This is a genomic window from Megasphaera cerevisiae DSM 20462 (genome assembly GCF_001045675.1).
Taxonomy (GTDB): Bacteria; Bacillota; Negativicutes; order Veillonellales; family Megasphaeraceae; genus Megasphaera; species Megasphaera cerevisiae.
In genome coordinates this window covers 12,370-32,680 of the sequence record NZ_LEKT01000019.1, presented here as the reverse complement: position 1 = coordinate 32,680, position 20,311 = coordinate 12,370, and the positions used below count along the sequence as shown (strand labels likewise).

The window sequence follows — 20,311 nt, the reverse complement described above, 5'->3', positions numbered from 1 at the left end:
TCCCCCTGATATCAGCGATCCGGCTGTGCCGCTATCAGCTGCAACGCCCGGACCGCTGCCAGCACGTCCTCTTCTGTCGTAAAGTTGGAAAAAGAGAATCGTACGACACCGCGCTGCGCCGTCTGGAGTTGTTCGTGCATTCGCGGCGCGCAGTGGAACCCGGAACGGGTTGCCATTTCAAATTGCTCCCACAGCATATCACTGACGATGGCCGAATCAGCCCCCCGGATATTCAGCGCATATACGCCGACATGTGGACCGGAAAAGTCGCCATACAGGAGGATGCCCGGGATTTCTCGAACAGCGCCGACGAATAGCTCTCCCAGCTTTTTTTGCTTATCTGCCACAGCGTCCACCCCGTGTTCCAGCCGCAGTTTCACGGCGGTGGCCAATCCAATAATACCGGCTACATTAGCCGTACCGGCTTCAAATATACCGGGTATGCCGCCAGGCTGTTCATAGTCAAAGGAATGCACACCATCACCGCCAGTAATATACGGAACCACCACCGCATCTTTTTTAATACAGATACCGCCGGTACCGCCTGGCCCATACAGAGATTTATGCCCCGTAAAGCACGCCGCCGTGATGACGCCGCCGGACAGGTCGACAGGATACGCGCCGGCTGATTGAGATACGTCCAGCACCAGAAGCAGTTCGTGAGCTTGGCAAAAGGCTTTGATGCGGTCTATATCCAAAACGTTGCCCGTTACGTTGGAGGCATGATTGCATACGACCATAGCCGTCTGCGGACGGATTTTTTGTTCCAGCTCATCATACCGCAGCGCGCCCGTCACCGGTTCGCTGCTGATAAAGTCCAGCTGGACACCTTCTTTTTCCAGCTGATACAGCGGGCGCAGGACGGCATTATGCTCCCACGTCGTTGTAATGACGTGATCTCCCGGCCGCAGCATGCCTTTTAGTACCATATTCAAGGCGATCGTCGAATTATGAGTAAAGGCAATTTCATACTCTTCGCCGGCATGAAACAGTTCTTTCACGCAATCCTTAGCCGCCAGCACCTGCCGGTACGCTTCCAGCGAATACGCATGAGCCCCGCGGGACGGATTGCCCAGCCTGCCGCAGCACAGGGCCTGGTATACTGCCTGTGCTACTTCCGCCGGCTTTTGCACGGTCGTTGCTGCGTTATCAAAATAATACATAGTGATCTCTCCTTTGTTTTTACGGTATCATGGATATACAAAAAAGGCAACTCATAAGAGTTGCCTTTTTTCATATTCAATCAAATTCCAAAACGAGCAAAAATTGTATCGACATGGCTAAGCATTTTTTTGACATCAAAGCAGGCTTCAATATCACCCGGAGTCATGTACTTTGCAATATCTTCGTCTTTTTTGAGATTTTCCAGAAAATCTTCCCCCTCCAGCCACCGCTTCATGGCATTGCGCTGTACCCAGCGGTAGGCCTGTTCACGGACAGCGCCTTTTTCCACCAAGGTATTGAGAAGAATCGGGCTGTAGATCAAGCCGCCTGTAAGATTGAGATCAATCATCATCTTGTCCGGATATACGATGAGACGGTCAACAACGCGGGAAAAGGTCTGCAGCATATAATCCAACGCGATGGTACTGTCTGGCAGAATCACTCGTTCGACAGACGAATGGGAAATATCTCGTTCGTGCCAGAGCGCTACATCTTCCAATGCCGCTTGTGCATTGCCGCGAATCACGCGGGCCAGCCCGCACATGCGTTCACACGTAATAGGATTGCGCTTATGCGGCATAATGGAAGACCCTTTCTGCTTCGGGCTGAAATATTCTTCCGCTTCCCGCACTTCCGTACGCTGCAGATGACGGATTTCTGTTGCAAATTTATCAATAGAGCTGGCAATCACTGCCAGCGTCGTTACAAATTCAGCATGGCGATCACGCTGCAGCGTCTGTGAGGAAATAGGCGATGCGGCAATACCCAAATGTTCGCATACATATTGTTCCACAAAGGGATCAATATCGGCATAGGTTCCGACAGCACCGGAAATTTTTCCGACGGCAATGGTGTCTCTGGCCCGTTTCATCCGTTCAATATTCCGTTCTGTTTCTGCCAGCCAGTTGCAGAGCTTCAGGCCAAACGTCATGGCTTCAGCGTGAATGCCATGCGTGCGACCAATGCAAGGGGTATATTTGAATTCCACGGCACGGCGGCGCAATATATCACGAAAAGCTTCCAAATCACTGAGCAGAATATCAGAGGACTGTTTGAGCATATATCCCAAAGCCGTATCCTTGACATCTGTCGAGGTCAATCCCAAATGAACGTATTTTCCGGATTCGCCGATATTTTCAGAAAGAGTAGATACAAAGGCAGCAATATCATGATGTGTTTCCGCTTCGATTTCATGGATACGTTCGACAGAAAACGCAGCTTTTTCGCGAATATCTTTGGCTGCTTCCTTCGGAACATTTCCCAATTCAGCCTGCGCTTCGCTGGCCAGGATTTCGACTTGTTTCATCGTATCCCATTCATTATACTCCGCCCAAATTTTACCCATTGCTTCTTTCGTGTAGCGTTCGATCACGTTGAATCTCTCCTTTTTAATACATGCGTATGGTCAATATAAAAAAAACTCACCGTCATTATTATACACTATCTCCTGCTGTGAAGGTAGTATAAAGTTGCCGGGAAATGCGCATACCTGTTTAAAACAGAAAAAACCGCAGGAAATGTCAGCATATCCTGCGGTTCAGCGTATGGCCTTCTGCACTTTTGTTGTATCCCACAGCCATGCGCACCAGATCATTCCACGATAAGTGCTTTTTCTTCGCGCCGTGTCACATATCCAATTATTTCCGCACAGGAAATCACCTGCTGCAGCTCTGCCGCCAGCTGCGGTGCCACATCTTCTGACACGGCTATCAAAAGACCGCCGGACGTCTGCGGATCATATAGGATATCCATCAGCCCCTGCCTGGTCCCCTCCCGAATGACGACATCGTCTTGGGTGTATGCTCGGTTACGGTATGCACCAGCCGGGACAAATCCCATCTCTGCCATATCACAGGCTTCTGCATGATACGGAATATGTTCAGACTCCAAATGAAGCGTAAGACCGCTTCCCCGCGCCATTTCCAGCGCATGGCCCAGCAGACCGAAGCCAGTCACATCGGTGCAGCCGTGCACATCATAACGCACCATCATATCCCGTGCCGTCTTATTGAGCTGCGCCATTTCGCTATATAACGTGCGCAGCAATGCCTCATCCACCAAATCTCCCCGGGCAGCCGTCATCAGTATACCGACCCCCAGCGGCTTGGTCAAAAGAAGAACGTCACCCTCCTTAGCCGATGAATTGCGAAGCAGCTTGCGTGGATGAACAAATCCCGTTACGGATAAACCATATTTAGGCTCCTTGTCTTCAATCGTATGTCCCCCCGTAATAAGCACCCCCGCTTCATACGCCTTATCATAGCCTCCCTGTAAAATGGCCCGGACAACCTCCTGACCCATTTGTGAATTAATGCACATAACATTCATCGCCAATTTAGCTTCGCCGCCCATAGCATACACATCACTCAGGGCATTTGCCGCAGCAATTTGTCCAAATAAAAAGGGATCATCGACGATGGGAGGGAAAAAATCGACAGTCTGAACCAGCGCCAGCTCCTCATTGAGTACATAAACCGAAGCATCATCGCTTGTATCATAGCCAACAATAAGCCGTTCATCATATCGTGTTGGAATACCTTCCAACAATTGTGCCAGCTCACCGGCACCAATTTTTGCGCCTCACCCGGAGCAAGAGGCCATGTTTGTCAACCTGATCTGTTTCATCATTGTACTTCCACTCCTTACCATATCCGTTATTCCTGCGTTGTGTAAATACACATATATCCGGTATCCGTTTCCCTTACGATCTGCTCTACTTCGCCGCTGTCATCCTGAGTAAAGGTAAAATCCGCAGGCCCTTCAAAGCGTACACAGGTGCCGCACGACGAGCTGAGACGGCGCGGTACCGGCATGAGGCACGGTGCCATAATTCCGTCAGATGCTTCCTTTTTAAAGCGGATTGCGCCAAAATGAGAATAAAAGGTAGCAATATAATACATACCATTCCTACTTTCGAAAAATACGGAGGGCATAGTCGTCGCCCTTTTGTTTAGCTTCAACTTCGTAGCCGTTATGCTTGGCAAACCGGGTCACATTTTCCAGCGACGCCCGGTTGTCTACCATCATTTCATATTCTGTTTCCGGAGATTCCATGGCTTTTTTTAACATAATAACCGGCTCCGGGCACGAGTATCCTCTGGCATCTAACATCATAAGAGATCCTCCCTTTCTCAAGCCTTCTGCGAACGGAATGTGTTGACAGCAGCAATAATAAGTACGACAATAATACCGACCATGACGCCGACCTTGCCATTGTCCGACGGGCCGGCGCCGGAGGCTGCCAGGGCAAAATTATGCGCAAAGGCTGCGCCGCAGGCAAGCCCCAATACGGTAATAACGGAATCTGTATTGCCTTCACCGGCCATAATCAGCTGCCGCAGCGGGCATCCGCCCAAAAGGACGCAGCCCAGTCCTGCCAGCCACATGCCAAGAAAATTCCACAAGCCGTCTGTATGAGCGACGGGCTGACCTGCAAAGCCGGGATGAAAATTGCCGGCAGCAACATTGACGAGAAGGGCCGCCACAAAAATAGCCGCAAAACCCATGAGAAGCTTCGTTTCATGAAATAGTATAAAGTCGCGGATACCGCCAACCATGCACAGGCGTGTATACTGGGCCAGAGCCCCGACAAGAAGGCCTGCGCCGAGAGACACAAAAACAGCAGCATGCTGAGCGCCGGGACCGCCGCCGGCTTTAGTAAAGAAAATGAAGGCCGGTGCCGCCAGGAGCAGGACCAATAGTACGATCTGAATAGCCGGCATAACAGCGCCTTCCAATTTCGTCAGCGCATAGGTTCGCTTCAGAGAATAACCCCGCCGCAGAAAAATAACGCCGATACCGATACCTGCGGCAAAGCCTGCTAAACCAAACAGGGCATTCCAATCCCCGCCTGCCAGACGCAGAATCATGCGGAAAGGGCAGCCCAGGAACATGAGGCAGCCGATCATGACAAAAAATCCCAGCACAAACCGCGTCAGCGGCGAGGATCCACCTTTTGCAGCATGTTCGTGCCGGATCAGAGATAATATAAAGGAACCTAATAAGAGACCGATAATTTCTGGACGAATATACTGAACAGCGCCTGCCCGATGCAGCCCCAGACCACCTACAGTATCACGAATAAAGCAGGCAATACAAAACCCCATGTTAGCAGGATTGCCAGCTAACACCAACAACGCGGCCAACATCCCGATTCCCAGGCCGGCGATAATAATAGCCCGCTTTTCACTTGCAAAATTCATTTTGCTTCCTCCTTTCATAACAAAAGCATATATGTTGTATGCGTTCGTCAACACACTTGTATTATATCGTATACGTTTACAAAAGGGAATCATTCGAACCGCCCCAAACACCTTGAATTTTTTGAAATCACATGAAAACATGTTGACTAGTTTTGACATCATCTTGATAGGACCTGGAATTGCCTTGACGGCAGCTTTTATTTAATGATATATTGACCATAAATCATGCGATAAAAAATCATGGAATACAGTAAAACAAACAGCAAAAAGGAGCCGTATATGAACGAAAAAAAAGAACCGCTGACCAGGAGAAAATTTATCAAAATTGCAGCCGCATCGGCACTCGGAGCCACCTTACTGCCCAAATTCACCCTCGCCGGTTCTTCCCCATTTCATTCGGATTCGCTGCAGGTATGGTCCTGCGGTGGCCTGGCGGAAGCGTTTATGGAGGCCAATGCCCTCTTTGAGCAGCAAACGGATATCCAAATCAATTATACAGGAGCCTTTGCCGGCGCCCTGGGTAAGTCCTTGCTTGGCGGTGCCACGACAGAGATATTCGCCGGACGGGTGCTGAAATTGGCAAAATCCCTGCGTGAAGCCGGAAAAATGATGTATTTCCGGCCTCTGTGCTTTACAGAGTACGTCATTGTCACACCACCGGATAATCCGGCAGGAATTCGTTCGCTGCAGGATCTGGCAGTACCCGGCGTACGAGTCATTCTGCCGCTGGGCGCATCTCCCCCCGGCGGTGATGCCGTCGCAGGGATTTTAAAGAAAGCCCGTATCGACCAGGCCGTACGGCGCAATATGATTGAAAAAGAAAGCTGCGTTATCAAGATGATGCCAAAGATCGCCAGGGGAAAGGGTGATGCCTCTATCGTGGAACGACGGCTGACTTGTATGCCAAAATTTGCCCAAAAGGTACAGGTCATCCCTATCAACGAAGCTTTTTTCCCGCCCGGACCGCTGACCTTTACGATTGGCGTGATGAAATATGCCGCCGACCGGAACATGGCCGATCAGTATATCGATTTTATTTGTTCCGCCGAAGGGCAGTCTATTTTTCAAAAACACGGTTTTATTCCGGCTATATCTGCAAAAGGAAAAACATTGATCGAAAAACTGGGGGTAAAAGATGACTGACTGGACCTCATTATCAAAAACATATACGATTCTGCCAAAAATCCGCAGAATCGTCCAAATCATCATGTTAGGAGTATTGGGGAAATGGGCCTTTTACGGGATTTTCCGCTGTCCCTATCTCATTCCGTTCGTCAATTGCGCCAACTGTCCGGTCATTACTTGCTGGGGTCGAATACCGGCGTATTCCATGGGAATATGGACACTTCTCCCTTTGTCGGCATTTTTATTTGGACGGACTTTTTGCGGCTGGCTCTGCCCTACAGGCTATATCAATCAGCTGCTGGGAACATTAGCCCGCTTCAAGCTGCCGCTGCGCGGTTGGCATCTTCGTTTGGGGCAAGCTGGAATGATACTGTCACTAACCGCTGCCCTTATTATTTATATCGGCTTTGATAATCCCCGCGTAATGGTTCCTATCCGCATCGGCGATTTTTGGAATTCAATCTATCTTTCTGTTGAACACGCTTCATGGATTTGGCTGTTTCGCACAGGCATTGTTCTCAGCCTCATAGGAGCCAGCGTCTGTATTGCCAATCTATGGTGCCGTTTTATCTGCCCCATGGGTGGCCTTTTGGAAACAATCAAGCGCGTATCACTCTTCGGATTTACAAAAACTAAAAGCTGTAACGATTGTGATGCCTGCCTGAGAAAATGTGAAATGAGCACCCGGCCTGACGAAGCCAACTGCACAAATTGCGGGGCCTGCCTGTCCGTATGCCCGCAAAAAGCCATTCGTTTCGGGAGGCGGCAGCGCCATGACTGAAACTACTATTGAAAAGCGTTTTTACACCCATCCCTGTTTTCACCAGGAAGCCTGCGGCTCCTGGGGCCGGATCCATCTGCCGGTAGCGCCAAACTGCAACATTCAGTGCAATTTCTGCAATCGCCTCTACGATTGTGCCAACGCAAACCGGCCCGGTGTAACCCGGCATATATATACTCCGCAGGAAGCCGTGTCTATGCTGCAGCGGCTCTTATACCAGCGTTCCGACATTTCCGTAGCCGGAATCGCCGGGCCGGGAGATCCGCTCTGTGAACCGGATCGGACATTAGAAACGCTGCGTGCCATCCATGCGCAGTATCCCCGGCTTTTACTCTGCGTCAGCACCAACGGCTTGAATCTTCCTGCCTGTGCTGACGCCCTTGCTGACGCTGGCGTCACGCACGTGACCGTTACAGTCAATGCCATCCAGCCGCAAATCGGCCGCCACATATATGCATTTGTCAAAACTGACAGCCAACTATACAAGGGAACAAAAGCTGCTCAACTACTATGTGCCCGTCAAAACGAAGGCATTATAAAACTGAAACGGCGCGGCATTATCGTCAAAATCAATACTGTCGTCATTCCCGGCGTAAATGACAAGCATATATCTGATATTGCCCGCCAAGCCGCTATCTGGCAGGCAGATATTCTGAATTGTCTGGCTCTTATTCCTGTCCACGATACCGTTTTCGCGCATATCCCCGCTCCCACGGCGTCGCAAATGACCGGCATCCGAAAAGAAGCCGCCCGGTATTTGCCGCAAATGACTCATTGCTGCCGCTGCCGGGCCGATGCCGTAGGCCGGCTTCATTCCACCGGCACGTGACACCGTCCTTGGAAACAGCAGTGGCCTTATATATGTAAAAACGATATACTAAAAGGAGACCTGACATGAAAAAAATTTATCTGGATAATGCCTGCACAACATTCCCCAAGCCAGCCAGCGTACCGGCTGCCATAAATGATTTCATCTGCAACCATGGCGTCAATATCAACCGGGGGTCCTATTCCCCGGCGTATGACATGGAAGAGCTTGTCTATAATACGCGTCTTTGGCTGTGCCAATTATTTCATTTCCCGGACTGTAAAAACGTCATCTTTACACAAAACGTGACCATGAGCCTCAACATGGTTATCAAAGGACTGCTGAAACCAGGCGACCATGTTCTTGTTTCCTCCATGGAACACAATGCCGTCATGCGGCCCCTCGTCCAGTTGCAGCAGGCAGGCCTTACCTTTGACAGAATTCCCTGTACAAAGAATGGTTCTCTGATTCCAGGAGAAGCGGAAAAATTGCTGTGCCCCACCACCAAAGCGATCATTATGACTCACGCCTCTAATGTCTGCGGCACTATCATGCCCCTTGCGGAGATCGGCGCCTTTTGCCGCCGATACGGCCTGATATTTATTGTTGACGCGGCTCAAACGGCCGGGGTACTGCCTATTGATATGGAAGCTATGTCCATTGACGCGCTGTGCTTCACCGGCCACAAGGGGCTCCTCGGCCCGCAGGGTACCGGTGGGTTTATCGTAACAGATGAAATGGCCGCTCAAATGAAGCCTCTGCTCTGCGGCGGTACGGGCAGCATATCCCATACAGAGGAAATGCCCGACTTCCTGCCGGATAAATTTGAATCGGGAACAATGAATCTGCCCGGTATTGCTGGGCTTCATGCCGCTCTCGCCTATATTCATGAAGCAGGAATGGATGTAATCCGTCAAAAAGAAACGGCGCTGACCGAACAATTTCTCCGTGGGCTCGCCAGCATTTCAAACCTCCGTATTATCGGCAAACATGAAACAGCGGGGCGTACAGCAGTCGTCTCCGTTTCGGCCTGTGCGCTGGATAATTCTACCGTCGCCGTCCGTCTTGAAGAAGAGTACGGCATTTTGACCCGCGTCGGACTCCATTGCGCACCGTCGGCACACAAAACGCTGGGCACCTTCCCGGCCGGTACCATCCGCTTTTCCTTCGGTCACTGGAACACAGCAGAAGAAATTGACACGGCCCTGGAAGCACTGCACCAAATTTGCCATTAAAAAAGCCGATCCATGTATACCTCCCGCCGCAGACATGCAGACTGGAAAGAGCTATATATGGATCGGCATTCTTTTTTCTGTTTATTTTTCTTCTCTGGAAAGGATTTCCTGCCCCACAGTGACACCGGCAGCAGAGGCCTGAACTAGCCCCCGGGTAATACCGGCGCCATCTCCGATGGCAAAGAAATTTGGAATCTTGGTTTCCAGCTTACGGCTCAGATCCAGCCGATTGGAGTAAAACTTAACTTCTACACCATACAGCAGCGTATGGCGGGAATTAGCTCCCGGCGCCACCTTGTCCAGTGCCTCCAGCATTTCTTTGATATCCTGCATATGCCGATACGGCAAAACTAAAGAGAGATCTCCCGGCGTCGCATCCGGCATGGTCGGTCGGACCAGACCGCGCTGAATCCGTTCTGGAGTAGAACGGCGTCCATCAAGAAAATCCCCGAGACGCTGAACAATGACACCACCGCCCAATATATTGGCCAGATTGGCAATATATTTTCCATATTTAATCGGCTCATGAAAGGGTTCCGTAAATTTTTTGGAGACAAGAATGGCAAAATTTGTATTTTCACTGCGTTTATGAGCATAGCTATGTCCGTTGACAGTCAAAAGGCCGTCATTATTTTCCTCTACGACAAAGCCATAGGGATTCATACAAAACGTACGGATACGGTCATCAAAAGATTTACTGAAATAAATCAGCTTTGATTCATAAACGACCTCGGTAATCGTTTCCAGTATTTCCGCCGGCATTTCCACTCGAACGCCAATATCGACGGCATTGGATGTAAGCTTGAGCCCCAGCTGGTTGACCTCCCGGACAAACCATTCCGACCCCTCACGGCCCGGCGCGCTTACCAAATAGCGGCAGGAATAAAACTGATCATGGATGATGACGCCGCGCACAAGCTCTTGCTCAACGACAATATGCTCTACTGCCGTATCCGCCATAAAATCTACCTTATTATCCAGAAAATCCCGCATGTTTGTCAATATCTGGGCATTAACATCCGTACCGAGATGACGGATACGGGCCGGAATAAACCGCAAATCGGCAGCTGCGGCCTTACGCTGAAGCTGCCGGATACGATCCCGGTTTTCATCACCATATACCTTGCGGCCGGCGCCGCCAAACTGGCAATATACTCCATCCACGTAAGTAATTTTTTCCATCAGCTCAGCCTTCGGCATATAGTCATCCAAATTACCGCCGAATTCTGTCGTCAAGGTCAATTTCCCATCACTGAACGCGCCGGCACCACCCCAGCCGCATACGACATTGCGTACTTTATCCTTTGCCAGCGCATGCTTATTGCTGCTGGTCGCAATTCGGTCCCGAATATCCTGCCCTCTTTCGACCATGAGTATTTTCAATCCTTTATCAGCTAATTCCAATGCCGTAAAAATACCGGCCGGTCCGGCCCCGATAATAATAACATCATATGTTTTTACTGCTTTCATATCATACACTCCTCTCGAAAGGGCATAAAAATAACCCTCATGGGAATATCCACGGGGGTAACTATTCTCTCTATTCAGAGTATCCTCATTTAGATTACCACGATCTTATGTTATTGTCAAATAAATCCGCAATGTGGCTCGCCTTCTCCTTTAAGTGTGTTATAATAATTTTGCCATTGCCATCCGCATATAATCAGAAGGGAGCAGTATCATGACACGAAATCACACAACACGCAATGCCGCCATGCCCGAAGACAGGGCAGACCTACGCCGCCAGACTTATATTTTTTTATGGACTTTTACACTTACGATCCTCCTGCTTATTTCCTTATATCTGCAGCTTAGCTGGCCTGTCACCGGAGGCGCGGCCTTGCTGCTGACCGCCTCAACTATGGCTCTGTTTATAAAATACAAAGATTTTTACGCCCTGCGTGACCGCGGGCAGCGTACTTGGTGTGTTACGATCTCCATGTACTGCAGCCTGATTCTCACGCTTTCATGCGCTTATTATTTTTCCCTGGACGAACCGCTGACACTGGAATACGCATTAGTATTTTTATTTGGCTATATGTTTTTCGTCTATATGGTCTATCGTACACTCAGTACGACCATGGTTGTCGGCAATACGCGGCGGCGGATCAAACGATAATTGTTGCCAAACGAAAAAACACTCCGATATCTTGCGTCGGAGTGTTTTTCATATAGATGACAACACGGTGCGTCACCGTATCACTTTATTTTAAAGCGCTTTCTTTCCGAAGAATATCGGCAGTAATAGCGTCTGAGCAGCATACGGCTACGACATCGGCCACATCCTCAGAGGAGCATCCACGGGAAAGGTCAAGAATAGGTTTGGCCAGCCCCTGCACCAACGGTCCAAGAGCCGTTGCATTAGCAAAACGCTGTACCATCTTGTATCCGATATTGGCAGCGTCCAGATTCGGGAAAATCAGGACATTGGCATGTCCGGCAACCTTGGAGCCAGGAGCCTTATTTTCACCGACTTCCGGTACTAATGCCGCATCAGCCTGCATTTCGCCGTCAAAGTCAAAATCAACGTTCCGTTCTTTCAGGATTTCTACAGCCTTACGTACGTTTTCAACAGATTCGCCGGAGCCGCTGCCCTTGGTCGAGTAGGAAAGGAATGCCACCTTTGGGTTGAGCATCTGTACCGTTCTCTGCGCACGTTCCACGCAGATGCAGGCAATATCCGCCAGTTGATCTGCTGTTGGATTCGGAATAACACCGCAGTCTCCGAGAACCAGAATACCGTTGTCGCCGTACTGCGGTGTATTGGTCAGCAGGATAAATGCGCTGGATACGGTTTTATTACCAGGGCGGGGTCCAATGACCTGCAGGCCGGCCCGAATAACGTCAGCAGAAGTCGTTGCTGCACCTGAAACCACACCATCGGCTTCACCTAATGCAACCAGACCTGCACCAAAAAAAGTGTAGTTATTTATCATGATTTCACGTGCTTTTTCTACAGTCATGCCTTTTTTCTTACGGCGTTCCGTAAAATATTCGCACAATTCATCCAACCGATAGTAGGATTCAGGATTGACCACTTCTACGCCGGTCAAGTCAATCTGGAACTTAGCCGCATCGTTTTTGATCTGATCCAATTTTCCCACAAGAACAATTTTGGCAAAACCATCAGCCAAAACACGTTCAGCAGCCTTCAGTACACGACGGCTGTTTGTTTCCGGAAGTACGATCTTCTTCTGTGCCTTCGTAACACGAGCTTTCAAATCTTCAGTAAATCTCATTATGGGGATCACTCCTTAATAAAGTATTAAAAGTCTGACATTCTCAATCCAACATCCCTATTATAATACAAATCATCGTTAAATTAAATATATTATTCATTATATTTATAGATATCATAAATAAAAACAATTCATGTTTAGCAAATTTCGTAAACGGAACTTATTACATTTTACGTTTTCTTTGGAATATCTAAATGCAAAAAAGCACACACAGTTGTGTATGCTTTTCTGAATTGGTGGGCGCTAACAGGATCGAACTGCTGACATCTTGCTTGTAAGGCAAGCGCTCTCCCAGCTGAGCTAAGCGCCCATGTGGTGACCCCTGCGGGATTTGAACCCACGTTCACGCCGTGAAAGGGCGGTGTCTTAACCACTTGACCAAGGGGCCATATGTAAGAAAACAATGGTGATCCACCCGAGATTCGAACTCGGGACACCCTGATTAAAAGTCAGGTGCTCTGCCAACTGAGCTAGTGGATCATAAAATTGGCAGGGGTAGCTGGATTCGAACCAACGATGACGGAGTCAGAGTCCGTTGCCTTACCGCTTGGCGATACCCCTGTATGGCTCCTCAAGTAGGACTCGAACCTACGACAAATCGGTTAACAGCCGATTGCTCTACCAACTGAGCTATTGAGGAACATTGTGTTTCCATAAAGGAAATATGGAGCGGAAAACGAGGCTCGAACTCGCGACCCCCACCTTGGCAAGGTGGTGCTCTACCACTGAGCTACTTCCGCATGACGACAAGTAAAATTATAACACGCTACTTTAATGTCTGTCAATACTTTTCTAGAATCATCAGACGTTTTTTTTACGTCCTCTGCAGTTCCACTGAAAACACTGCTCGCTTGTCAAACTGCTTTATAATAATAGCAATTTTCCCAGATTGTGTCAAGATAATTTTACAAAAACAGTAAGAAGGAATAAAAGGCACCGACCGAAGGGCAGCACCTTTCCCTCATATCCAAAGCTGTCAGCTACGTATTACTTTTTGGAGAATAATCACTTTCCGATTTTGCCGCATCGCGAGAAGACCAGAAGCCTGCCAGCAATGAACCGGAAAAATTATGCCAGACACTGAATATGGCTCCCGGAATGGCAGCCATAGGATCCAGATGGGCAATCGCCAGGGCCACCGCCAATCCGGAATTTTCCATCCCTATCTCAAACGCTACGGCTTTACTTTTATAATGAGACATACGTCCCAACGTACGAGAAGCGCCGTAGCCCACTCCCAAGCCGATCCCGTTGTGCAGAATCACCGCCAGAAAAGCGATGCCGGCTACCGTACTCAGCTTTTGTGCATTGAGCGCAACTACAATGGTAATAATCGCAATAATAGCTATCACCGAAACAACCGGAATGATTCCCGAAATAGAATCAACAGTCTTTGCCGCGGCAGCTCGAATAAGAATCCCCAAAATGACAGGCACAATAACGACTTTCAGTATGTCCAGCAGCAACACCGCCGCATCAATAGGAATCAGCGTCCCTGCCAGCATCATAAACAGCACCGGCGTCAATATCGGTGCCAGCAGCGTGTTAATACTGGAAATAGTCACCGATAAGGCCGTATCACCTTTGGAAATAAATGTCATGACGTTGGAGGCGGTTCCGCTGGGACAGCACCCCACTAATATCAAACCAGCGGCCAGCAGCGGCGGCAGTCCCAGCACTTTCCCGACTAAAAAAGCAACCCCCGGCATTACACAGTACCGAAGCACAATGCCAAATATTACATCCTTGGGCCGGATAAGAACCAATTTAAAATCATTCAGACGCATGGTTAGCCCCATGCCCAGCATAATCAGCCCCAACAAATACGTAATCCAGCCTTCCAGTCTAGTAAACGGCACCGGAACAAAAAATGCCAACGCCGCGAATACGATAACCCATACCGGGAAATACTTGGTAATAAAATCGCATATTTGTCTTAAAACAGCCATGGTACATTCCTCCCCCCGTAAACTTATTCCAGTACGGCACCGGTATGCGCCGATGTAACCATTTTGGCATATCGGGATAAGTATCCCGTCTTGACTTTAGGTTCCGGCTGTCTCCACCGGGCCTTGCGCACAGCCAACGCCGCGTCACTGATGCATAACTCCAGCCTGCGGTTGGGAATATCAATAGAAATGACGTCACCATCTTCAACAAGAGCAATCGGACCGCCTTCCATCGCTTCCGGGGAAATATGTCCGATACAAGCCCCGCGGCTGGCTCCGCTGAAACGTCCGTCAGTCAGCAGTGCTACCTTCAACCCCATCCCGGTAATAACCGCCGTCGGATTCAGCATTTCTCGCATGCCCGGTCCACCCTTAGGGCCTTCGTAGCGGATAACGACAACATGGCCTTCCCGAATGTCTCCACCCATAATAGCCGCAATAGCCGCTTCCTCCGAATCATAACATTTTGCAGTCCCTTTATATACCAACAATTCGGCAGCGACGGCGCTTTCTTTGATGACCGATCCAAGCGGCGCCAAATTTCCTGTCAGTATCGCGATGCCTCCTTTCTTCATATACGCATCGTCAATGCTGTGAATCACCTCGCGATTTTCGACAACGGCATCCCGGATACGATCCGCCACCGTTCCCGTAACAGTGACTGCCTCCGTATGGATGAGACCCAGCTTGGTCAGTTCTTTCATAACGGCACATATGCCGCCAGCTTCGTCAAGATCCTGCATATGATAAGAACCGCCGGGACTCATTTTGGTAATATACGCAGCTCTACGGCTTATTTCATCAAATTTTTCAAGGGGCAGATTGATTCCCGCTTCATGGGCAATAGCCGGTAAATGAAGCACTGTATTGGTCGAGCCGCCAATAGCCATATCTACAGCGATTGCGTTTTCAAAAGCTTCCAGCGTCATAATATCACGAGGCTTGCTATCCTTTGCAACAAGCTCCATAATAACCTTACCCGCTTCTTTGGCAAGAATGCGGCGCCTACCGAAATAGGCTGCCGGGATCGTGCCGTTGCCAGGAAGACCAAGCCCAAGGACCTCTGTCATGCAATTCATTGTGTTAGCCGTAAACAATCCGGCACAGGAACCGCATCCCGGACAAGCCTTCATTTCCATTTCTGCCATATCAGCCTTTGTAATCTGTCCTGATTCCAGCTTTCCGGCAGCTTCAAACATCGTACTGACACTGATATCATGTCCTTTATAACGCCCAGCCAGCATCGGCCCGCCGCTGACAACCACCGTCGGAATATTGACACGCCCCGCGGCCATAAGCATCCCGGGAACAATTTTATCACAATTTGGAATCATGACGAGTCCGTCAAACGCGTGTCCATTCGCCATTGCCTCAATCGAATCGCAGATAAGTTCCCGACTGGCTAAGGGATATTTCATTCCATCATGTCCCATGGCAATCCCATCACAAATACCGATGGCAGGGAATTCAACAGGAGTCCCGCCAGCTGCGGCGACACCTAATTTGACAGCTTGAGCAATATCGCGCAAATGAATATGACCAGGAATAATTTCATTGAATGCATTAACGATTCCAATCAACGGTTTCTGCAAATCTTCGTCAGAATATCCCATAGCATGAAACAGCGCACGGTGGGCTGTACGGGTACTACCTTTTTTTACGATGTCACTTCTCATTTCAGTTCCTCCTTTTTTTACTCATACTGCAGCCATAACCGCAAATATTGTTGAACAACCTTGACTCCGTTCAGCAAGTTATGTAAATTATACCGGTATAATTTGTAGAATGTCAATGTGTTGTCCAACAACATGAGCAAAAAATATAAGGCATTGTTAAAATCATCCCAACAATGCCTTATCGTTATTTTAAATGCAGTGAGTGAATGGCATGACGAATATGTATCCGCATGGCATCCCGGGCACCCTCGGCATCCCGCTGTTCTAAAAAATCAGTAATCATATAGTGATCGTACAACGTCTCCTTAACCACCTGATCATACACCGTCGATAACAAAACCCCTTTTAATATTGCCTCATGCAGATTGGGCAGCAGCTTTGTCATACATGTATTGTGGGTCGCCCGGGCAATAGCGGCATGAAACGCATGCTCCTCCGCCGTACGATCCTCATGGGTCCTGATTTGCTTTTCAATACGTTTTCCTAATTTAGCAATTTGCCTGATATCCCCATCTGTGCCTCGCAGTGCTGCCAGATAGGCCGCCTCCGGTTCAAGAATCAGCCGAAGTTCATATAAATCCTTCAAGCTGACCTTGGCATATTCCAACGGATCTAATTCTGTTTCGAAATATCTTCCGGATGCTGACGCAGCAGCGGTTATAAAGGTTCCCTTACCGCGCTGTATCTCTAAAAAGCCGTAGGCATTCAGTATCCGTATCGCTTCCCGCAGTGTATTTCTGCTGACATTCAGTTCTCTTGCGAACGCATTTTCATTGGGCAATTTATCGCCTTCAGTAAATCGTTTAGCTGTAATCATTGCCATAATGTCATCGGCAATACTCTGTGCAAGCATCTTCTTATGCGCCATAGAAGTCTATCTCCCTATCCCTTCTCAATAGCTGCATCACCGTGCTATCGCAGCTGCCATTTATCGGCTGTTCCCAGAAACCCTCTGACGACATTGGGAATTGCCAAATTTTTGGTACCGGCGCCATAGGCGGTCTTTTCATGGACAAAAGACTGGGGATGCGGTCCGATATAGGACGCCAATGTTTTCACTAATGCTGCACCGGTTGGGGTAACAAGCTCCCCCTTTACATCCGTCGAATAATACGGAATCCCGCACAGCAATTCCGCCGTCGCCGGAGCCGGGACAGGCATTACGCCATGCGCACAACGGACAAAGCCACTGCCAACATGAAGCGGTGACGAACCGATCTGCTCGATACCCAAGTAGTCCAACCCCCATACGGTACCCACAATATCCAAAATACAGTCAACGGCACCGACCTCGTGAAAATGAATCTCTTCAACCGGCACACCATGAACTTTAGCCTCGGCCTGAGCCAGCTCCTGAAAAACGGCAAGACTTTTTTCCTTTACTCCCGCCGGCATCGGAGAGTTGTTGATAATTTCCATAATTTCCGGCAAACCGCGGTGTGCATGGTGATGATGATGTCCAGTCATATCCACCATCTCATTCTGATGCTGCTGCAGGTCATCATGATCATGATGACCCTGTTCTACATGCGCATGCTCTGAGTCCAGCTGCACATTGTAATATACAGCTTGAATTCCCAGTTTGGATACCGGCTCAAATACAAACGAATATCCGTCCAATCCCAGCGAATTCATCGCTGTTTTAAAAGCTTCAAAAGGCACGCCGGCTTGCAGCAGCATGCCTACAAACATATTGCCGCTGATGCCGGAAAAACAATCCAGATACACTGTTTTCATACTATTCCTCCTCGTTATTGTATATTTTCATTCATCAATTCCACGGCTGCATCCAAGAATGATACTCCCAGCACAGAACCCATTCCCTGATCCATATTGCTGCCCGTTTCTATAAAAGGCTTCAGCCCCAATTTCTTCATCTGCATGTAATGCACCGGTTCCGTATACCGGGCCGAAGGGAAAATATAGTTATCCACATGACGGCAAAGAGCACGGGCAATCAGTACAGCCGTACCAGTCACAGCATTATCAAAGACAATCAACATACGACGCTGGGCAGCCGACAAAATAAACCCCACCATAGCTGCAATGTCTGGCGCACCGGCCCGGCACAATAAATCCAGCGGCTGTTTTCTATCCAATTTCGAATGATCAATCAGCTTCGTGAGCTTTTCGATCTGTCCGCCGGCTTTTACTGATTCAGGCAGCTCCTCCATTTTATCCCGAAAAAATGCGGCCGTAATAATAAATGCCGTCAACAGCCCCCGCTCGCCAAGATTTCCCAGACCGACAGCCGTATAGCCTTCATCTGCCAAATTCTGTCCGATCTGGAGGCCGCTGAATAAGGCATCCATCATCTGATTCTCCGTCATAGCTATGCCTCGGCCCCAAAAATGGCTGCCGTGCATAACCTTCAAATCCTGTACTCCCTCTGATTCTGGAATATCCGTTTCCAGACCCATATCCAACAAAAGTACGCCGGCGCCTACCCGATGGGCCACCTTATTGACAGGGCCTTTACCAGCAGCAATTTCCGCTGCTGCCGCTTGGCTGGTTTTCCCCTTGGTTTTATTTTCGCCGCCGTCTACGGCATGATCTGCTGCAAAAATAACGACTGCTTTTTTCAGCTTTTCTGGATGCAGCGTTCCCTGAATCCCGGCAATCCGTTCTGCCAAATCAGCCAGATGCGCATCCGGCGCTTTTTCCAGGCTGCCCAGCCGCTGATGGCATTCCGCAACCTTAACCACATCCAGAGTCCCTATATATGAAATAACCTTCTCCAATACCTGATCCATAATCCCGCTCCTTTTGCTAGTTGTATACTGCCTATATTATACCATATAATTTCCGCTGCCGGTCACTTCCTCAATACGCCCAGTCATCAAAAAAGCTGCCGGGACGCGTGTCTCTGCAGCTTCTTATAACGTATAGGATAGCGAATCCGTCTGTTGGACGAACAGCGGTCACAGGCCGCGGCCAAACGTGTCGGTCTCCAAAATCGCTTTTTTAAATGCGTCCTGAGTCAGCGGTTCCGGCACGCAATGCCATTCCGTAATAGACGGCGCTTTCTCAACAATAGCGTCCACTTCCTGTTCCTGGATATCCAAATCAGCCAATTTCACAGGATACGCCGCATTTTTATACAGTGCGGCAATGCGGTCACGCAGTGCAAACTGCCTGTCGTAGGTCAGCAGCACAAGAACTCCGAAAGAAACGATTTCCCCATGGAGATGCCCTTCCACTACCTGCGGCAGCACCGTAGACGAATTATAAAACAGATGCGCCAGGGAAGAATTGTAATAATATTCCCCATTATCCCCAGTCGTGCAATTGGATACAAGCCCTGTGCTGATAATAATATCCAGCACGACTTGCTGCAATTCAAAAGTAATATTTTTTTGCTTAAAATCAGCCAACGCTTTTTCACCATGTTCCAGCAACGGTTCCGTACAAACCTTTCCCAAGGCCCGTCCCAGCAGGACTGTATGAAAAATTTCGGCTTTCCGGCTGGCCAATTCCGATTCGCATTCCTTGCTCATAGCATCGCCGATACCAGCCCAAAACAGTTCAAAGGGAGAGTCTGCGATTATTGTCATATCAATAAAAGTATGCACCGGCGGCTGGGGCAGATAATAATAGCCGGCAAAAGATTTATCTTCTTTATACATGACAGCAATTGCCGTGGAAGGCGCACAATTGGATGCTACCGTCGGGAACGCAAAAAATGCCTTCCCGGCCTTATCGGCAACGACTTTACAGGTATCAATGGCCCGTCCGCCGCCTACGCCAAAAATGAGATCTGCCTGCTGCACGGCCGGATTAGCCAGCAGTGCCTCCACATTTTCATAAGTGGAATCGCCGCCGTACCACACGGTATCGAGTATTTCCAGATCTGTACTCCGCAGTTCCCCCATAAGCCGGTCCTCAGCCTTGGCCAACGCCGTTTTTCCGCCGATGATTATTACTTTTTTACCAAAATGCCTGGTAACTCTACCGATCTCCGCATAAGGTGCCGTTCCGATCGTAAATGCCGGCAGTACCAATGTATAATCAAACTTTGACATAAAAATCCCTCCAAACCCAAAGACACTCACATTATTTTCAGCCTATTCTTAGTTATTCATCAAAAAGAATTTGTTTTGATGTTTATTATATCACTATCTCTTTGGTGTGA

General features: G+C 49.0%; 19 protein-coding genes and 6 tRNA genes. 5 read left to right on the top strand and 20 right to left on the bottom strand.

What is annotated here, in order from left to right; genetic code table 11:
- Window positions 1-11: 11 nt before the first annotated feature.
- From AB840_RS07250 to yedE, 6 genes are all read right to left on the bottom strand, one after another.
- Entirely contained in the window at window positions 12-1,163 is a 1,152-nt protein-coding gene (locus AB840_RS07250; protein ID WP_048514167.1) for an aminotransferase class V-fold PLP-dependent enzyme, read from the bottom strand.
- 80 nt (window positions 1,164-1,243) lie between these two features.
- The gene (gene purB / locus AB840_RS07245) at window positions 1,244-2,536 is read right to left on the bottom strand and encodes an adenylosuccinate lyase (RefSeq protein ID WP_048514166.1); all 1,293 of its coding nucleotides are present in this window, start codon (window positions 2,534-2,536) and stop codon (window positions 1,244-1,246) included.
- Between the two features lie 218 nt (window positions 2,537-2,754).
- Window positions 2,755-3,789 (bottom strand): selenide, water dikinase SelD, encoded by a 1,035-nt coding sequence (gene selD, locus AB840_RS07240; protein WP_253184867.1) that lies wholly within the window; start codon window positions 3,787-3,789, stop codon window positions 2,755-2,757.
- A gap of 29 nt (window positions 3,790-3,818) precedes the next feature.
- Entirely contained in the window at window positions 3,819-4,064 is a 246-nt protein-coding gene (locus tag AB840_RS07235; RefSeq protein ID WP_048514164.1) for a DUF3343 domain-containing protein, read from the bottom strand.
- A gap of 7 nt (window positions 4,065-4,071) precedes the next feature.
- A complete protein-coding gene (locus tag AB840_RS07230; protein ID WP_234984867.1) occupies window positions 4,072-4,278 on the bottom strand; it encodes a sulfurtransferase TusA family protein in 207 nt (68 codons plus the stop codon).
- A gap of 17 nt (window positions 4,279-4,295) precedes the next feature.
- Window positions 4,296-5,366: a YedE family putative selenium transporter gene (gene yedE, locus AB840_RS07225; RefSeq protein ID WP_048514163.1), complete on the bottom strand. Its 1,071-nt coding sequence runs from the start codon at window positions 5,364-5,366 to the stop codon at window positions 4,296-4,298.
- Window positions 5,367-5,645: 279 nt separating this feature from the next.
- Here yedE and AB840_RS07220 point away from each other — a divergent pair, with 279 nt between their 5' ends.
- From AB840_RS07220 to AB840_RS07205, 4 genes are all read left to right on the top strand, one after another.
- Entirely contained in the window at window positions 5,646-6,509 is an 864-nt protein-coding gene (locus tag AB840_RS07220; RefSeq protein WP_048514162.1) for a substrate-binding domain-containing protein, read from the top strand.
- Window positions 6,502-7,272 carry a 4Fe-4S binding protein gene (locus tag AB840_RS07215; protein ID WP_048514161.1) on the top strand — a complete coding sequence of 257 codons (771 nt, stop codon included), beginning with the start codon at window positions 6,502-6,504 and terminating at the stop codon, window positions 7,270-7,272. Before AB840_RS07220 ends, AB840_RS07215 begins: the two co-directional genes overlap by 8 nt.
- Complete coding sequence (locus tag AB840_RS07210; protein ID WP_048514160.1) at window positions 7,265-8,101, top strand: radical SAM protein; 837 nt, start codon at window positions 7,265-7,267, stop codon at window positions 8,099-8,101. The genes AB840_RS07215 and AB840_RS07210 overlap by 8 nt, the downstream gene beginning before the upstream one ends.
- Window positions 8,102-8,166: 65 nt before the next feature.
- On the top strand, window positions 8,167-9,315 hold the full coding sequence (locus tag AB840_RS07205) for an aminotransferase class V-fold PLP-dependent enzyme (protein ID WP_048514159.1): 1,149 nt from the start codon (window positions 8,167-8,169) through the stop codon (window positions 9,313-9,315).
- Between the two features lie 81 nt (window positions 9,316-9,396).
- Here AB840_RS07205 and AB840_RS07200 read toward each other — a convergent pair whose 3' ends face one another.
- The gene (locus AB840_RS07200) at window positions 9,397-10,785 is read right to left on the bottom strand and encodes an NAD(P)/FAD-dependent oxidoreductase (protein ID WP_048514158.1); all 1,389 of its coding nucleotides are present in this window, start codon (window positions 10,783-10,785) and stop codon (window positions 9,397-9,399) included.
- Window positions 10,786-10,996: 211 nt separating this feature from the next.
- Here AB840_RS07200 and AB840_RS07195 point away from each other — a divergent pair, with 211 nt between their 5' ends.
- A complete protein-coding gene (locus tag AB840_RS07195) occupies window positions 10,997-11,434 on the top strand; it encodes a hypothetical protein (RefSeq protein ID WP_048514157.1) in 438 nt (145 codons plus the stop codon).
- 85 nt (window positions 11,435-11,519) lie between these two features.
- Here AB840_RS07195 and pta read toward each other — a convergent pair whose 3' ends face one another.
- The 13 genes from pta to AB840_RS07130 all read right to left on the bottom strand — a co-directional run bounded on the left by pta (window position 11,520) and on the right by AB840_RS07130 (window position 20,201).
- Window positions 11,520-12,554, bottom strand: a complete 1,035-nt coding sequence (gene pta, locus AB840_RS07190; RefSeq protein WP_048514156.1) for a phosphate acetyltransferase — start codon at window positions 12,552-12,554, stop codon at window positions 11,520-11,522.
- A 234-nt stretch (window positions 12,555-12,788) separates the two neighbouring features.
- Window positions 12,789-12,864 (bottom strand) — tRNA-Val (locus AB840_RS07185).
- A gap of 3 nt (window positions 12,865-12,867) precedes the next feature.
- Window positions 12,868-12,942: transfer RNA gene (locus tag AB840_RS07180), tRNA-Glu, on the bottom strand.
- A gap of 16 nt (window positions 12,943-12,958) precedes the next feature.
- Window positions 12,959-13,034: transfer RNA gene (locus tag AB840_RS07175), tRNA-Lys, on the bottom strand.
- 7 nt (window positions 13,035-13,041) lie between these two features.
- Window positions 13,042-13,115, bottom strand: a tRNA-Gln gene (locus AB840_RS07170).
- 3 nt (window positions 13,116-13,118) lie between these two features.
- Window positions 13,119-13,194, bottom strand: a tRNA-Asn gene (locus tag AB840_RS07165).
- Between the two features lie 25 nt (window positions 13,195-13,219).
- Window positions 13,220-13,294 (bottom strand) — tRNA-Gly (locus AB840_RS07160).
- A gap of 240 nt (window positions 13,295-13,534) precedes the next feature.
- Complete coding sequence (locus tag AB840_RS07155) at window positions 13,535-14,503, bottom strand: bile acid:sodium symporter family protein (protein WP_048514155.1); 969 nt, start codon at window positions 14,501-14,503, stop codon at window positions 13,535-13,537.
- A gap of 23 nt (window positions 14,504-14,526) precedes the next feature.
- Entirely contained in the window at window positions 14,527-16,179 is a 1,653-nt protein-coding gene (ilvD, locus tag AB840_RS07150; RefSeq protein WP_048514154.1) for a dihydroxy-acid dehydratase, read from the bottom strand.
- A 184-nt stretch (window positions 16,180-16,363) separates the two neighbouring features.
- Window positions 16,364-17,047 (bottom strand): FadR/GntR family transcriptional regulator, encoded by a 684-nt coding sequence (locus AB840_RS07145; RefSeq protein WP_048514153.1) that lies wholly within the window; start codon window positions 17,045-17,047, stop codon window positions 16,364-16,366.
- A gap of 44 nt (window positions 17,048-17,091) precedes the next feature.
- The gene (gene larC / locus AB840_RS07140) at window positions 17,092-17,916 is read right to left on the bottom strand and encodes a nickel pincer cofactor biosynthesis protein LarC (RefSeq protein ID WP_048514152.1); all 825 of its coding nucleotides are present in this window, start codon (window positions 17,914-17,916) and stop codon (window positions 17,092-17,094) included.
- A gap of 14 nt (window positions 17,917-17,930) precedes the next feature.
- On the bottom strand, window positions 17,931-18,932 hold the full coding sequence (locus AB840_RS07135; protein WP_048514151.1) for a nicotinate-nucleotide--dimethylbenzimidazole phosphoribosyltransferase: 1,002 nt from the start codon (window positions 18,930-18,932) through the stop codon (window positions 17,931-17,933).
- 168 nt (window positions 18,933-19,100) lie between these two features.
- On the bottom strand, window positions 19,101-20,201 hold the full coding sequence (locus AB840_RS07130; RefSeq protein WP_048514150.1) for an iron-containing alcohol dehydrogenase family protein: 1,101 nt from the start codon (window positions 20,199-20,201) through the stop codon (window positions 19,101-19,103).
- Window positions 20,202-20,311: the final 110 nt, after the last annotated feature.

What these genes read in the sequence shown, in the direction of transcription:
- AB840_RS07250 (WP_048514167.1), bottom strand. Translation starts at nt 1,163, where the DNA reads ATGTATTATTTTGATAACGCAGCAACGACCGTGCAAAAGCCGGCGGAA.
- AB840_RS07235 (WP_048514164.1), bottom strand. Translation starts at nt 4,064, where the DNA reads ATGTATTATATTGCTACCTTTTATTCTCATTTTGGCGCAATCCGCTTT.
- AB840_RS07230 (WP_234984867.1), bottom strand. Translation starts at nt 4,278, where the DNA reads ATGATGTTAGATGCCAGAGGATACTCGTGCCCGGAGCCGGTTATTATG.
- yedE (WP_048514163.1), bottom strand. Translation starts at nt 5,366, where the DNA reads ATGAATTTTGCAAGTGAAAAGCGGGCTATTATTATCGCCGGCCTGGGA.
- AB840_RS07220 (WP_048514162.1), top strand. Translation starts at nt 5,646, where the DNA reads ATGAACGAAAAAAAAGAACCGCTGACCAGGAGAAAATTTATCAAAATT.
- AB840_RS07215 (WP_048514161.1), top strand. Translation starts at nt 6,502, where the DNA reads ATGACTGACTGGACCTCATTATCAAAAACATATACGATTCTGCCAAAA.
- AB840_RS07210 (WP_048514160.1), top strand. Translation starts at nt 7,265, where the DNA reads ATGACTGAAACTACTATTGAAAAGCGTTTTTACACCCATCCCTGTTTT.
- AB840_RS07205 (WP_048514159.1), top strand. Translation starts at nt 8,167, where the DNA reads ATGAAAAAAATTTATCTGGATAATGCCTGCACAACATTCCCCAAGCCA.
- AB840_RS07200 (WP_048514158.1), bottom strand. Translation starts at nt 10,785, where the DNA reads ATGAAAGCAGTAAAAACATATGATGTTATTATTATCGGGGCCGGACCG.
- AB840_RS07195 (WP_048514157.1), top strand. Translation starts at nt 10,997, where the DNA reads ATGACACGAAATCACACAACACGCAATGCCGCCATGCCCGAAGACAGG.
- pta (WP_048514156.1), bottom strand. Translation starts at nt 12,554, where the DNA reads ATGAGATTTACTGAAGATTTGAAAGCTCGTGTTACGAAGGCACAGAAG.
- AB840_RS07155 (WP_048514155.1), bottom strand. Translation starts at nt 14,503, where the DNA reads ATGGCTGTTTTAAGACAAATATGCGATTTTATTACCAAGTATTTCCCG.
- ilvD (WP_048514154.1), bottom strand. Translation starts at nt 16,179, where the DNA reads ATGAGAAGTGACATCGTAAAAAAAGGTAGTACCCGTACAGCCCACCGT.
- AB840_RS07145 (WP_048514153.1), bottom strand. Translation starts at nt 17,047, where the DNA reads ATGGCGCATAAGAAGATGCTTGCACAGAGTATTGCCGATGACATTATG.
- larC (WP_048514152.1), bottom strand. Translation starts at nt 17,916, where the DNA reads ATGAAAACAGTGTATCTGGATTGTTTTTCCGGCATCAGCGGCAATATG.
- AB840_RS07135 (WP_048514151.1), bottom strand. Translation starts at nt 18,932, where the DNA reads ATGGATCAGGTATTGGAGAAGGTTATTTCATATATAGGGACTCTGGAT.
- AB840_RS07130 (WP_048514150.1), bottom strand. Translation starts at nt 20,201, where the DNA reads ATGTCAAAGTTTGATTATACATTGGTACTGCCGGCATTTACGATCGGA.